This is a genomic window from Kutzneria sp. CA-103260, assembly GCF_018263855.1.
Classification (GTDB): Bacteria; Actinomycetota; Actinomycetes; order Mycobacteriales; family Pseudonocardiaceae; genus Kutzneria.
The window spans coordinates 7,185,414-7,198,873 of record NZ_CP073318.1; the positions used below are offsets into that span (position 1 = coordinate 7,185,414).

General features: G+C 69.8%; 10 protein-coding genes. 3 read left to right on the top strand and 7 right to left on the bottom strand.

What is annotated here, in order from left to right; translation table 11 throughout:
• Positions 1-249: 249 nt before the first annotated feature.
• The 6 genes from JJ691_RS31620 to JJ691_RS31645 all read right to left on the bottom strand — a co-directional run bounded on the left by JJ691_RS31620 (position 250) and on the right by JJ691_RS31645 (position 8,894).
• A complete protein-coding gene (locus JJ691_RS31620; RefSeq protein WP_211763234.1) occupies positions 250-1,059 on the bottom strand; it encodes a hypothetical protein in 810 nt (269 codons plus the stop codon).
• A 108-nt stretch (positions 1,060-1,167) separates the two neighbouring features.
• Positions 1,168-1,989, bottom strand: a complete 822-nt coding sequence (locus JJ691_RS31625; protein WP_211763235.1) for a transglutaminase domain-containing protein — start codon at positions 1,987-1,989, stop codon at positions 1,168-1,170.
• 10 nt (positions 1,990-1,999) lie between these two features.
• Entirely contained in the window at positions 2,000-3,439 is a 1,440-nt protein-coding gene (locus tag JJ691_RS31630) for a methionine--tRNA ligase (protein ID WP_211763236.1), read from the bottom strand.
• Between the two features lie 10 nt (positions 3,440-3,449).
• Positions 3,450-5,345, bottom strand: a complete 1,896-nt coding sequence (gene nhaA, locus JJ691_RS31635) for a Na+/H+ antiporter NhaA (protein WP_211763237.1) — start codon at positions 5,343-5,345, stop codon at positions 3,450-3,452.
• Between the two features lie 40 nt (positions 5,346-5,385).
• Positions 5,386-8,175: a PKD domain-containing protein gene (locus JJ691_RS31640; protein WP_211763238.1), complete on the bottom strand. Its 2,790-nt coding sequence runs from the start codon at positions 8,173-8,175 to the stop codon at positions 5,386-5,388.
• A gap of 119 nt (positions 8,176-8,294) precedes the next feature.
• Complete coding sequence (locus JJ691_RS31645; RefSeq protein ID WP_211763239.1) at positions 8,295-8,894, bottom strand: mycothiol-dependent nitroreductase Rv2466c family protein; 600 nt, start codon at positions 8,892-8,894, stop codon at positions 8,295-8,297.
• An 853-nt stretch (positions 8,895-9,747) separates the two neighbouring features.
• Here JJ691_RS31645 and JJ691_RS31650 point away from each other — a divergent pair.
• The 3 genes from JJ691_RS31650 to JJ691_RS31660 all read left to right on the top strand — a co-directional run bounded on the left by JJ691_RS31650 (position 9,748) and on the right by JJ691_RS31660 (position 12,502).
• Complete coding sequence (locus tag JJ691_RS31650; protein WP_211763240.1) at positions 9,748-10,713, top strand: helix-turn-helix transcriptional regulator; 966 nt, start codon at positions 9,748-9,750, stop codon at positions 10,711-10,713.
• A gap of 297 nt (positions 10,714-11,010) precedes the next feature.
• Positions 11,011-11,748 (top strand): GAF and ANTAR domain-containing protein, encoded by a 738-nt coding sequence (locus tag JJ691_RS31655; RefSeq protein ID WP_211763241.1) that lies wholly within the window; start codon positions 11,011-11,013, stop codon positions 11,746-11,748.
• Position 11,749: 1 nt separating this feature from the next.
• The gene (locus JJ691_RS31660) at positions 11,750-12,502 is read left to right on the top strand and encodes an ANTAR domain-containing protein (RefSeq protein ID WP_211763242.1); all 753 of its coding nucleotides are present in this window, start codon (positions 11,750-11,752) and stop codon (positions 12,500-12,502) included.
• A 53-nt stretch (positions 12,503-12,555) separates the two neighbouring features.
• Here the strand turns inward: JJ691_RS31660 and JJ691_RS31665 are convergent, their stop codons facing one another.
• Positions 12,556-13,368: a MerR family transcriptional regulator gene (locus JJ691_RS31665; RefSeq protein WP_211763243.1), complete on the bottom strand. Its 813-nt coding sequence runs from the start codon at positions 13,366-13,368 to the stop codon at positions 12,556-12,558.
• Positions 13,369-13,460: the final 92 nt, after the last annotated feature.

Genomic DNA, 13,460 nt, shown 5'->3' on the forward strand with positions numbered 1-13,460 from the left:
GCATGTTCACCATGGCCAACTCGAACTACTCCAACCGCGCCGCCCTGGCTCGCGCGCTGCACGCGTGCCTGCGCTGGCGCAACGCCGACAACCGCCCCCCGACGTCATCGCCGCCCAACGCCGCGAACGCGTCCGCGTCCGCAGCGAACGCCGCCAACGCTGGGGCGGCCACCCGAAACCCAACCCGCCTGACGACATGGGCGATCCTTCACGATCCACCGTTCTCGAGCAGCGGTCGGTAGCGGGGTGTCAGCGTATCCGGCCACCTTCGGTCACCAGCCACTCGCCGGTCTCCCAGTCGGACGGGCCGTCCTCGATGCGATAGCACAGGTCGAATCGGATATCCAGGCCCGGCCAGGGGTGATGTACCGAGACGACGCGGAAGATCTCCTCAAGGCCGGAGAACGTGGTCCCTTCGGGTTCGGGAAACATCAGCTCCAGTCCGGCGCGGGTCAGGTCGGTCCAGAGCGCAAACTGCCACTCAGTCTGCGTCCGCCACTGGTCGTAGACCAGCTCGAACCGAGGCTCGCGGCCAACGACGAAGTCCCGGATATCGTCACGCAGTTCGGCCGACGTCGATGGGAGGACGAACGGCCACTCCTCGCCGGTGGGATAGCGGTACATGGTGGACGCCGAAGCGATCGCCTGCACAAGGTTGCGCCACTGCTCGGGTGACGTGGAGCTACCAGGCACGTTCACGCCAGTGTGGTCGACCCGTCGGACGTGTCCGGCGAGACGGCGGGTCAGGTCTGGCATCTCGACCCTCGCCGTGAGCGCCTGCCGACCGGACGTGCCCGCGCAGGTCACGATGGACTGACCCGTATCGAGGACGATCTCGGGTGCAGGTACCTCGGCCAGTACGAACGCTGTCACGGGACGGGCTTCGCAGGGCTGCGGCGGGGTGAGGGCCAGGCGGTCTACTGCCCCGCCCCGCACGCCCGCGGAGTCGGCGGACTTGGCATACGACACATCCGAGAGCAGAGTACGCAGCTCGCCGAGGAAGGCGTGTGATTCCGGCGTCACAGGCAGTACGAAGGTGATCTCGGACAGGCGATCCATATGCGCGACCGTAGCCCATTCACATCAATGTCGGCGAGATCGTCACGTGCTCACGCCGGTACGGCAAACTGTGCACCCCCTTCAGCGACCCACGGGTTGACTTGTCCCCTAAGGGTTTCGCATCACCGCTTCCGGGACGGCCAGGTCCTCGGCGGCGTAGACCGCCCGAACGGCGGCCGGGTCGTCGCGCCCGCAGGCGTCGGCGATCCGGTCCATGAGCAGGTCGAAGTCGTCGCCGGTACGCCCCTTGTACGACTCGTCCATGCGCCCCCATTCGTCCCAGGGAAGGGTCTCCACCTTGAGCACGGAGGCCAGGTCCCGGATCAGGTTGCCGCGGATTTCCCCGGTGCCCCAAGCGAAGTCGACGCCGTGGACACCGAACAGGCCGCCGTCGACCTCCCCGGTCCGATACCACTGCCAGGCCTCACCACCGGTCAGGAACTCACCAGGGGCGAGGTCGTCCGGCCGCGGCACGAACGTGTGGCCCAGGTGCTCGACATCGACCCGTCGCCACCGGTCGCCGTCCCGGTACTCGGTGATCCAGTGGTCGAGGTTCTTGCCCTCGACGAAATAGGTGCCGAAGCCGCATCGGGCCCGGGCCGCGATTCCCCGTTGCCGGAGCAGGGCCGTGGCCAGCGTCGCCCAGTGCCGACAGGTGCCGACCACCCGTCGGTCCGGCGGCCTCAGCACGTGTAAGGGCGCCGGGTCAAGCGCGATCAGGGCATCGATCAGACCGCTGGCTGGGCGAATGTTCCGTTCGCCCAGCCGTTGCTCCGGCACGCCGGCCGCCGGAGCGTCAGTGGGCTGGATGAACAGGTGCGTCACCGCCGAGCAGATGCCGACCGGGTCCTCGGGCAGGCCCGTGGTCAGCGGGACCTGCTCCGGGGACACGGTGGTGAACACACCCGGCATGGCGTAGTCGATGCCCATGCCGCCGATACTAGGGACGGGGTCTGACAGTCCTCGGAAACACCGGGCTTGGCGTCGACAGGACGTCCTCGCCGCACTGGTCGAGAATGCGCCCGGCCGCGGCCGGCAGGAACGGCGTCAGGTGCTCGGCGATGTCCCGGCACGCCGCCACCAGCTCGGCCAGCACGGCGTCCAGCTCGGCCGAATTCCGGTCCAGCTGCCAGGGTTTCACCGCCTGCACGTACCGGTTGGCCTCGTCGCCGATGCGCACCACGGCCTCGACCGCGCGCCGGAAGTCGAAGTTCCGCAACGCGGTGTCGATGGTCTCAGGCGCCGCGACCCGGGCCGCCCGCAGCGCCGCCGCGGCCGGATCTTCCTGTGCGCCAACGGGAACCACGCCGTCGCGGTACTTCGCCACCATGGACACCGTGCGATTGACCAGGTTGCCGATGTTGTTGGCCAGGTCCTCGTCGAACCGCGCCGTCAGCCGGGCGTCCGAGTAGTCGGTGTCGCCGGTGCGGGCCACCTCGGCCAGCAGCCACCAGCGCAGCGCGTCGATCCCGAATTGTGTTGCTGTCACTACGGGATCGGCGGTGTTGCCCAACGACTTCCCGATCTTGCGGCCGTTCGCGGTGAGGTACTCGTGCACCAGCACCCGGGACGGCAGGTCAAGACCGGCCGAGAGGAGCATCGCCGGCCAGTAGACGGCGTGGAAGCGGATGATGCCCTTGCCGATCACATGGACGCGTTCGCTGTCCTGCCACCAGTCGCCGGCGCCGGTGACGTAGTTGACGAGGGCGTCGAACCAGACGTAGATCACCTGGTCCGGATCGTCCGGCACCGGGATTCCCCAGCCGCGGGCCCGGGAAACGCTTCTGCTGACACTGAAGTCGTCCAGGCCGGCGGCGACGAAGGCCAGCACCTCTCGCTTTCGGGTCGCGGGCTCGATCTCGATGACGTCGTCGGCGATCAGCCGCGCCAGCCGGTCCTGGTAGCGGCTCAGCCGGAAGAACCAGTTGTCCTCGGCGACGAGCTCGGGTTTCTCCTCGTGCTCGGGGCAGTCGCCATCGACGAAGGCCTCACAGCCGACGCAGTACAGGCCCGTGTAGGACTTCCGGTACAGGTCGCCACTGCGCTCGCAGGCCCGCCACAGCCGCTCGACCGTCGGCCGGTGTCGGGGATCGACACTGGTGCGCACGAAGTCGTCGAAGGACAGGTCCAGGGCGTCGGACAGTGCGACGAAGCGGTCCGCCATGCGGGCGACGTAGTCCGCGACCGCAATGCCTTCGGCCTCGGCACTGCGCACGTTCTTGAGCGCGTTGTCGTCCGTGCCGGTCTGCGCCCGCACGTCGTCGCCACGCTGTCTCCGGTGCCGCGCAAGGACATCCGCCTGCACCAGCTCCAGCGCATGGCCGATGTGCGGCGACCCGTTCACGTACGGGATCGACGTCGTCACCAAGGTCCGGCCCATGCACTTTAGGCTAGGTAGGCCCCACAACCGGTTTACGGTGTCGGTCGATGACGGCCCGCGCCCGGGCGGTTTTCACCGCCGCGGACAGGGTGTCGATGTCGAACGAGCCGTAGTGGCGCTGCCCGTTGATGAAGAACGTGGGCGTGCCGGAGACGCCGGACAGGTCGGCCGACTGGACGTCCTGGGCGATGCGGGCCTCGAACTGGTGCCGCTTGAGGTCGTCGTGGAAGCGCTCGCGGTCCAGCCCGAGCTCCTCGGCGTAGGACAGCAGCTCGACGATGCGGAGGTTTTCCTGGCGCTGCATCAGCAGATCGTGCATGGGCCAGAACGCCCCCTGCGCGGCCGCGGCCTCGGCCGCCTCGGCGGCGATCTGGGCCTGCGGGTGCACGTCGGTCAGCGGCAGATGCCGCCACACGTAACGGAGATCGGTGTCGGTCAACAGATCCCGCACCACAGGTTCGGCCAGACCGCAGTAGGGGCACTGGAAGTCGCCGTACTCGACGACGGTGACCGAGGCGTTGGCCGGCCCGCGGATGTGGTCGCGCTCGGGGTCGACCTCGTCGACGAGGTCGATCAGCTGCTCGGACGTCCCGAGCAGGGCCAGGGCCTTCTTCTTCGGCGACATGAACCGCGTCGTCCGGTACACGGCCCAGGTCACCGCGGCCGACAGCAGCACGGCGGTCAGCACGCCGACCTTGGCCTGGTCCAACTCCGGGCCGTCGAAGGCCAGGGTGGCGATCAGCAGCGACACCGTGAAGCCGATGCCGGCGATGGTGCCGCTGCCGGCGACGGCCAGCCAGCCGACCGGCGGCCGGATCCGGCCGCGGCTGAGCCGGGTGATCAGCCACGTGGAGCCGAACACCGCCACCGGCTTGCCCACGACGTAGCCCAGCACGATGCCCAGCGTCACCGGCGAGGTGTAGGCCCGGGCCAGGAAGCCGCCGTCGATGGCCACGCCGGCGTTGGCCAGGCCGAACAGCGGCACGATCACGTAGCTGGTCCACGGGTGGAACATGTTCTGCAGCCGGGAGTTCGGCGACAGGCTGCGGTTCAGCCCGACCGTCGCCTCCCGGGCCAGCTCGGCCGTCGGCTGCTCGCGGAACAGCCGGAACAGGCCGGTGGCCCGCTCCAGGTCGTCCCGGGCCGGCGTGTAGGCGGAGGTGGCCAGGCCGACGCCGAGCCCGACGACCACCGGGTCCACGCCACTCTCCAGCAGGGCCAGCCATGACACGAAGCCCAGCACCGCCAGCACGACGCCGCTGCGCACGCCGACCACCCGCAGCACCACCAGCACGGCGAACACCACTACGGCCATGATCAGCGGGAGGACCCGGATCTGCGAGCTGTAGGCGATGGCGATCACCAACAGCGACACCAGGTCGTCGACGACAAAAACCGTGAGCAGGAAGACCCGCACCCGGTCCGGCACGCCCCGGCCGAGCAGCGTGAGCAGGCCCAGCGCCAGCGCCGTGTCGCTGGACATGGCCACGCCCCAGCCGTGCGCGCCGGGCCCGCCGAGGTTGACCACGGTGTAGATCAGCGCCGGCAGCACCAGCCCGACCAGGCCCGCCGTGAACGGCAGCAGGAAGCGCCGCCGGTCCCGGAAGTCGCCCAGGTCGAACTCCCGCCGCGCCTCCAGGCCGACGACCAGGAAGAACAGCGTCATCAGCCCGCTGTTGACCCATTCCCGCAGGTCCGCGGCCACTTCGAAACCGCCCAGCCGCACCGACAGCTCGGTCCGCCACAGCGTCTCGTACGAGCCGGTGTCCAGGTTGGACCACAGCAGCGCGACGACGATCGCCGCCCCCAGCACGCCCGCACTGGCCGACTCGGTCCGCAGGAACGCCCGGACCGGGGCGGCGATGCCGCGCTGCCACAGCGTCCGCTGCCGGGTGGGCTCGCTCACGAACGGGGAGTTTACCCAGCGGGAGCGGAATTCCGGCTGGTCAGCGGGCGAAGTAGCCGAACACGTCGGCTATCACGTCCACAGTGCCGAGGTGGTTGAAGAAGTCGATCGTGCCGTCCGCGCCGACCGGCACGATCACCTGGTTCTGGACGATCCCGCCGGCCCCGAAGCTCAGGTTGGACACCGCGGGCCGGGCTGTGCCGCCGGGGAAGACCGTGAGGTAGCTGTCGGCCGTGCCGTCGGCGACGGTGACGTTCAGCACCACCGCCGTCGCGTCGGCCGGCACGCCGCCGACCCCGGCGACGCGCAGCGCCCGGCTCTCGCCCGAGCCGACGCTGCCACTGCCCTCCCTGGTGTCGAGCAGCCGGCTCGGCGCCAGCGGCGTGAACGGCGCGCCGACCAGCGTCGGCGGGTCGACCAGTGAGTAGGCGCCGACGTAGTCGACGACCACATCGGCGCTGCCGGCGTGGTTGTAGAAGTCGACCTTGCCGTCCAGGCTCACACCGACGACGACCAGGTTGGACGTGGTCTGGCCGGGCACGAAGTTCAGGTTCGAGGAACCGGGCAGCGGCTGGCCGTCCGGGAAGGCGGTGAGATAGCTGCTCGCGGTCGGGTTGGTCACTGTCACGTTGAGCAGCACCGCGGTGATGAAGCCCGGGGACTCGTCGAGCTGTCCGGACAGGTCGAGCGTCCGGGTGCCGTTGGGGCCGACGGGACCGCCGCTGTCGCGCGTGTCGAGCACCCGCGTCGGCTGCTTGGTGACCAGGGCGTGGCCGGTGGTGGCCGGCGAGTCGGCGTAGTAGCCCTCGAGGTCGGCGATCACGTCGACCGAGCCGAGATGGTTGACGATGTCGATCGTGCCGTCCGCGCCGACCGGCACCGTCACCAGGTTCGGCACGGTCTGGCCGGCGGCGAAGTTCAGGTTGGAGGTGCCGGGTTTCGGCTGTCCGTCCGGGAAGACGGTGAGGTAGCTGTCGGTGGTCGGGTTGGTGGCGGTCACGTTCAGGACGACCGCGGTGACGCCCGTGGCGGGGACGCCGTTCGCACCGGTGACCTTCAGGCTCAGCTGTCCGCCCGCGCCGAGCGTGCCGCCGCCGCGGGTGTCGAGCACGCGGCTCGGACCGTCCTGTGTGTACAGTCCGCCGACCCGCACCTTCTGTGTGGTGGCCGCCGTGGCGCCGGTCGAATCCGTGATCGTCAGTGTGACGGGGTAGGTCCCGGGCACGGCATAGGTGTGGCCGCCGCCGGTGTAGGTCGAATGGACCGGCGCGCTGCCGTCCCCGTAGTCGACCGCGTAGTCGGTGATCTTCCACGGGTCCGTCGACGCGCCGGCGTCGATCCCGACCTCCAGCCGATCACTCTGATAGGCGGTCAGCCGGGCGACCTCGGGTCCCGGCTCGTTCACCTGCACGTTGGCGGGATCGTGGTAGGTCACGCCGGAAGGCGCCGTGACGGTCACACCGCCGAAGTACGGGGACCCGTTCGCGTTGGGCTTCTGGTAGACGTGGCTGGCCGACGGGGTGGTGGTGACGACCGGGGCACTGCCGTCGCCGAAGTCGAACATGTAGGTCATCGGCGTGGACCAGGGATTGCTGGCCTGCACCGTCGCGGTCACCGGCAGCGGGTAGGGGCCCTGGTCCGGCGTCACCTGGTAGCTGGTGATCTTGAAGGGGTCGCGGAACTCGATCGCGCCGCGGTCGTGCGTGCCGAGGCCGGTGATCAACGGATCGTCGACCCGCGGCGAGCCGGTGAGGTCGGTGGCCAGTTCGCCGGGCGCGTGGTCGTCGGCCGAGTCGATCAGCGGCGAGCTGTCCTGCGGCGTCGGGTCGGGGGTGATGGTGGCGAACTTCGGGTCGGTGACCAGATCGTGCGCGCCCTGCCCGGTCGCGGCGGTGAACGCGTCCAGACTGCTGTAGACGGTGCCGGCCCAGCCGTAGAGGTCGTTGTTGGCCGCCTTGAACAGGTTGTAGGCCGAGGTGGTGCCAGCGGTGGCCGACGCGGCGACCGCGATCTCGCCGGCCCCGCGCGTGGTGCACCCCGCCGTGGCCAGGCCGGTGTTCCCGACCAGCACGTTGTTCTCGATCGAGGCCCCGGCCGACGCACCGGCCAGCGAGATGCCGGCCAGGCAGTTGTTCAGCACGGTGTTCGAGGTGAGCACCGCGCCGGCCGAATCGCTGACCTGGATGCCCGGCCCGAGGTTGCCCCTGATCACGTTGGTGGTGACGACAGCCCCGGTGACGCCGGACTCGACGGCGACCCCGGGGCCGCTGGCATGCGTGAAATGGTTGCGGCTGAGGGTGATCCGGCTGCTCGCCCCGGCGATGTCGACGACGGGGGCGGTCCCGGGCTGCGGTCCGGAGGCTTGCACGCCGTCAACGGTGACGTCGGTGGAGTCGTCGATCACGACCGGGCCCGCGGTGCCACCCACCACGAAGTTGCCGCGGACGACGATGTCGTGCACGCCGTGCATCGTGACGCCGTGCGGTTGCTGGTTCCCGTGACTGTCGGCTCCCAGGCTGATCTGCTGCAGGAAGCCGTTGTTCCGGTCGGCCAGGAACGTGATGGGCGCGCCCGGCCGACCCGACCTGGTGATGTCCAGCTCGCCCCAGCTGCCGCCGGTGATGTGCACGGTGTCGCCGGGCTGGGCCACCGCGGCCGCGCCCTGAACCGTGCAGAACGGCTGCGCCACCGTGCCCGGCCCCTGGTCCCAGCAGTTGCCCAGCGGGATCACCCACAGATCGGCACCGCCGTCGGCGTGGGCGACCCCGGTGGTCAGCGTCGTCAGGCCCAGAACGGCGGCAAGCGACGCAAGAACGGCGCGCGTGCGCATGGTGTGCTCCCCCTTGGGCCGGCATGGCCCACCTCGAACCTGCGCAGGTTCTAACACGCGGGGAGCGCGGACCGACAGCGCCCGATCAGCCGCTCTTCGGCGATACCGGCAAAACGCCCTCAGCTGAAGTCGAGGTCGGCGTTGCGGCTGCGCTTGAGCTCGAAGAAGTGCGGGAAACCGGCCAGCACCTTGGCCGCGTCGAACAGCTCGGCGGCGCGCTCGCCGCGCGGGATGGAGGCCAGCACCGGGCCGAAGTAGGCGACGTCGTCGATGTGGATGGTCGGCGTGCCGACCTCGTCGCCGACCGGGTCCATGCCGCGGTGGTGGCTCTTGCGCAGCTCCTCGTCGTAGTCGGTGCTGCCCGCGGCGGCGGCCAGCTCGGCCGGCAGCCCGACCTCGGCCAGCGCCTCGGCGATCACGACGTCGTAGTCCTTGTTGCCGCCGTTGTGGATCCGGGTGCCCAGCGCCGTGTACAGCTCGCGCAGCACGTCGTCGCCGCGCAGCTGGGCGGCCGCGATGCAGACCCGCACCGGGCCCCAGGCACGGTCGCAGAACTCGCGGTACCACGGCTCGATCTCGCGGTGCTCGTTCAGCACCGACAGGCTCATCACCTGGAAGTGCAGGTCGATGTCCCGGTGCTGCTCGACCTCCAGGATCCATCTGGACGTGATCCAGGCGAACGGGCAGGCGGGGTCGAAGTAGAAGTCGACGCGGGTCACGGTGTTCCCCCCTTTGGGACGGCTTTCGCGCACCCTAGGCACATCAGCCCCGTTTTCGCCACATGAGCCTCCCAGGTGGCACGTGGGCGCAAGTGCGAAGCGCAGGTGGCGACACTGTTGTCCGTTCTCATCGAACGTGGCACGTTCAACGTCAGGAAAGGGCCTGACGTTGAACGTCAGGGAGGGTCCCTTGATCTTGGGGGCGACGCAGCTCTGAAACACGGCGTGGGCGTCTCATCGAGGTTGGCCTGTCTCACTGAACCGATACGACGACGTGGACTCGCCCCAATGCTCGCTATGCCGATGAGAGGTCGGTTGAACTGTGACAATGCGGCCAATGTGCCCTGTCGGCTGAGTCTGGGTGAGTGGGACTGTAAGGACATGGAGGTGCACCCACTGACCAGGCCAGGGGGTGGCGGCGCGGTGGAGAGCGGTCTGCCGACGACGTCGGCAACTCTCCTGCGGCCCGATCAGGGGTGGACACAGGCCGGCGCGAGCGTCTCCGTGGACGACAGGATGATCGGTCTGGCACCCGTCGATGAGGCGCTGAGGGCAGCAGGCGTGGTCCGGTGGCAAGCCGGCGGAGGAGCTGGTCATGTCCACACCCAGTGCGCTGCTACCGGTCGACGAGTTCGACATCGACCCCGGTTCCCTGTCTCACGCGTCGAAGACCGGCGCTGTGTCCGAGGAATCGAATCTGTTCCCCGCGGAAAGTATTTCGGTATGCGGGTGAGGTTCTGCGCGGTTGGCGGACACGGAACGACCATCCGGGTCCATCGCAGGCCGCCGTCCGGCGGGTCTGCGGGCGTCCGCCCCACGCGCCTGCGCCCGTGGCGGACTGACGGGAGCCACGATGGAAACGCTCAACTTCGACAGCGATGACCTGGAACTCACCGAGGAATTCCTCAGCAAGGCCTACACCAGGATGCGGATCGGCGGCGATGCCGCGGACACCCACGCCCAGGTCTCACGCAACGTCGTGGGACCGGTCAGCGTGGACCAGTTGGAATTCGACTACGACATGCGTCACGACGCCAACGTCCTGGACAAGATCTGCCTGGGCAGTGTGCACTCCGGCACCATCGTCCGACAGTATTTCCCCGACGGAGCGGAAGGCTGCTTCGGTCCCGGCGACGTGTTCGTGTACACCCCGGACAACCATCCCTACGCGGGTGTCATCCGCAGGTCCCGCTACAACCTCATCTTGATCGAGCCTCAGCTGCTGACCCAGGTGGCCGCCACCGTTCCCGGCCGCAGACCCGAACCGGTGCGGTTGACCGGCGACCGGCCGGTCTCGCCAGGGGCCGCCCGGCACTTGCGGCACACCATCGCCTACCTGCGCAAAGGCGTCTGCGCCGACCCTGCCTTGAGCGAACAGCCGCTGCTCGTGTCCACCGCTTCCCAGTGCCTGGCCGCCAGCGTGCTGAACGCCTTCCCCAACACCGCGCTCACCGACCCCACCATCGAGGACCGCCACGACGCCCACCCGGACACCGTGCGCCGCGCCGTCGCCTTCATCGACGACCACGCCCAGGCGGACCTCGCCGTGGCCGACATCGCCGCGGCCATCCACGTCAGCGTCCGCACGGTGCAGTTGGCCTTCCGGCGTCACCTGGGCACCACTCCCATGGGCTATCTGCGCCGGGTCCGCCTCACTCATGCCCATGCCGAACTGGTGGCCGCCGACCCCACGACCGACATCACGGTCACCGCCATCGCCGCCCGGTGGGGCTTCTTCCAGCTCGGCCGGTTCGCCGCCGCCTACCGTGCCGCCTATGGCTGCACCCCGCATCAGACCCTCGTCCACCGCGGCCCCTGAGTTTGTCTGGAGGTAACGGGACGGTCGTGGGGCAAAGGGCCGGGTCCGTCCGGCCTGTCGGATCCGAGACCTTGCGTTTTCTGCATGCCCGACGCCGCCTGCCGCGTTATCGGCATGGCATGGCCGTGCGGAGCGGACTTCACTGAACGGTATGCGGCAGGCAGCCGCGGACACCGTTACTGCACCGCCGCGTGGCCGTGAACAACCGGAGCCCGTCCGCCGAGCGCCACCGGGGCAACTATGGCGGCAGCGTGACCTCAGCCGGCACGCGCGGGCCCTGCACGCCCGGGAGGACCCATGCCGACCTCGGAACGTGAGACGCTGGTCGCTGAGGCTGTGCTCGACCTGGCCACCCGCACGTACGAATCAGGTGTCCTGGACCTCCTGCACGATCTCACGACCTCCATGGTCACGCTGCTGAGCCTGCGGGCCGCCGGGACGACGATCCTGAACGAGATCGGACAGGTGGACTATCTCACCGCTTCCGACGAGGTGTGCCGACGGCTGGAGGAGGACCAGTTCAGGCTGGGGGAGGGGCCGTGCGTGGACAGCACTCGCAGCGGCGCCGTCCTGCCTCCGATCTCGCTGCGCGCTTCAGGCTCGGGCCTGGAGCGCTGGCCCCGTTTCACCCTTCGGGCCCTGAGTGTCGGCGTCACCTGCGTCGCCGCTGTGCCGCTGCGGGCCGGCGAACACACGCTCGGCGCCGTCAACCTGATGAGCACCAGCCCCTCGGTGCCGACTGAGCAAGACGTCTGCCTGGCGCAGGTGCTGGCCGACGCCGCCGGGGCTTGGCTGTTGCGGCAGCGGGTGCTGCGCAGCAAGGACGAGATCCTCGATCAACTGCATGCGGCCCGGAACACCGCCATCATGATCGAACAGGCCAAGGGCGTGCTGGCGGCCCGTCTGGGGGTCGATGTGGGAGAGGCATTCCGGCTGCTGCGCGCCCACGCCCGCGCCGGGCGGCAGGAGCTCGGCACGCTCGCCGCCCGAATCACGCGGGGAGAAATCCCGAACGAACTCACCGCGACGTCCTGACATGTCGGCCAACGGCGAAGACACCGCAGGCAGCGCCCTGCCAACCCCCGACCGCGTGGAGGAATTCCTGGCCGATCTGGGCCGCGCCGTCCGAGCCGGGCGCGGCCTGTGTGCGGTGCCCACCGACACCACACGCCTGTTCGGCATGGACGCCCTCACTGTGAGCGTGGTCCACGGCGGCTTGCCGGAACTCGTGTGGTGCGATCCGGCGGAGGGCCTGGGCCCCGCGCTGGAGGAACTGCAGTACACCCTCGGCGAAGGCCCCACCCTTGAGGCCGGTCGCCAGGGCCACGCCGTGATCGAGCCCGACCTGGCCGCAACCGATCCCGTCCGTTGGCCCGCCTTCCTGCCGGCCGCCGCCCAGACCCCCGCCCGCGCCGTCATCGCCGACCCGCTCCAGCTCGGCATCATCACAGTCGGCGTGCTGACCGGCTACCGCACCAGCCCCAGGGACTCGACCACCGCTCAACGGCGCGATATCCGCCGCCTGGGCCGAGTCCTCCTGCTCCTGCTGCTGGTGGACAGCACGGGCACCGGGCCGGCCGACGCGACCGGACCGCCGACCGACCTGTTCCTGCACCGCGCCGAGATCCATCAGGCCACCGGCTTTCTCGCCACAAGCCTCGGCATTCCCCTGGACGAAGCCCTGCTGCGGCTGCGGGCCCACGCCGCCGCCCAGGACCAATCCCTGACCGACCTCGCCCATGCCCTGCTCACACACCGTCTGCCGCCCGACGCGCTCATCCGACAATGAGCTACGGCATGGTCATGCGGTTCAGCGACTGGTGGTCGCATATCCCCGTGGCCCTAGTCGGCGGCCAGGCGGAACACGGGCCAGCCGACCTCGGTCCGCCAGGACCCGGGATCCGGGTCGTCGCGAGGTCCGACGAGATAGGTCTCGTGGACGGGGCCGTCCACGGCGAGGGCGTGGTCGACGACCCAGGCGCCGAGGCGGCCGTACGTGACGTCGATGTCGTCGTGCGGTCCGAAGTGGACGGTGACGGCGAGTTCGGCCGGCGGAAGGACAACGGGCGTCACCCGCCCACGGGTCGGTGGGTCGGCGACAGGGCGGTGGACCAGCACCGCTCCGCGGCCGCCGGTGAACAGGTCGTTGGCGTAGCGCCCACCCGGCGGCCCGAGCGACGGCCGGCCGGCGACTGCGGCGTCGAGTTCGGCCATGGCCTCCGCGTACCAGGACAGCACCTCGTCGTGGTCGACGACCCCCTCAACCGCGGCGACCGTGGTGGCTGGCACCGAGCGCAGTTCGACGTTCGGCAGGCCCTCGTCGGAGCGGAGCAGGTGGCGCAGCGAGACCACGGCGGCGCGCGTGCGGTCCAGCTCGGCCTCCAGACGCCGCAGGTGCTCGCCGACCAGGCCGGCGCGTTCCGACGTGTCCTCGGTGGCGAGAATCTTCGCCACGTCGGACAGCGGCACCTCCAGCTGACGCAGCCGGTGGACGACCTGCGCGGTGGGGATCTGGTCGGCGGTGTAGTAGCGGTAACCGCTGAACGGGTCAACCGCCGCGGGCTCGATCAGCCCGGACTCGTGGTAGCGGCGGAGCGTCCGCACGCTCAGGTGGGTCAACTGTGCGAACTCGCCGATCGTCAGACCACGGGCCATGCCCCCACTCTGCACCCTCCCCACGCCACGCGCTTGACCCTCTCCCCGCGGGAGACCCCAGCGTGAAAGCACCACGCCGGAACGGAGAGGCC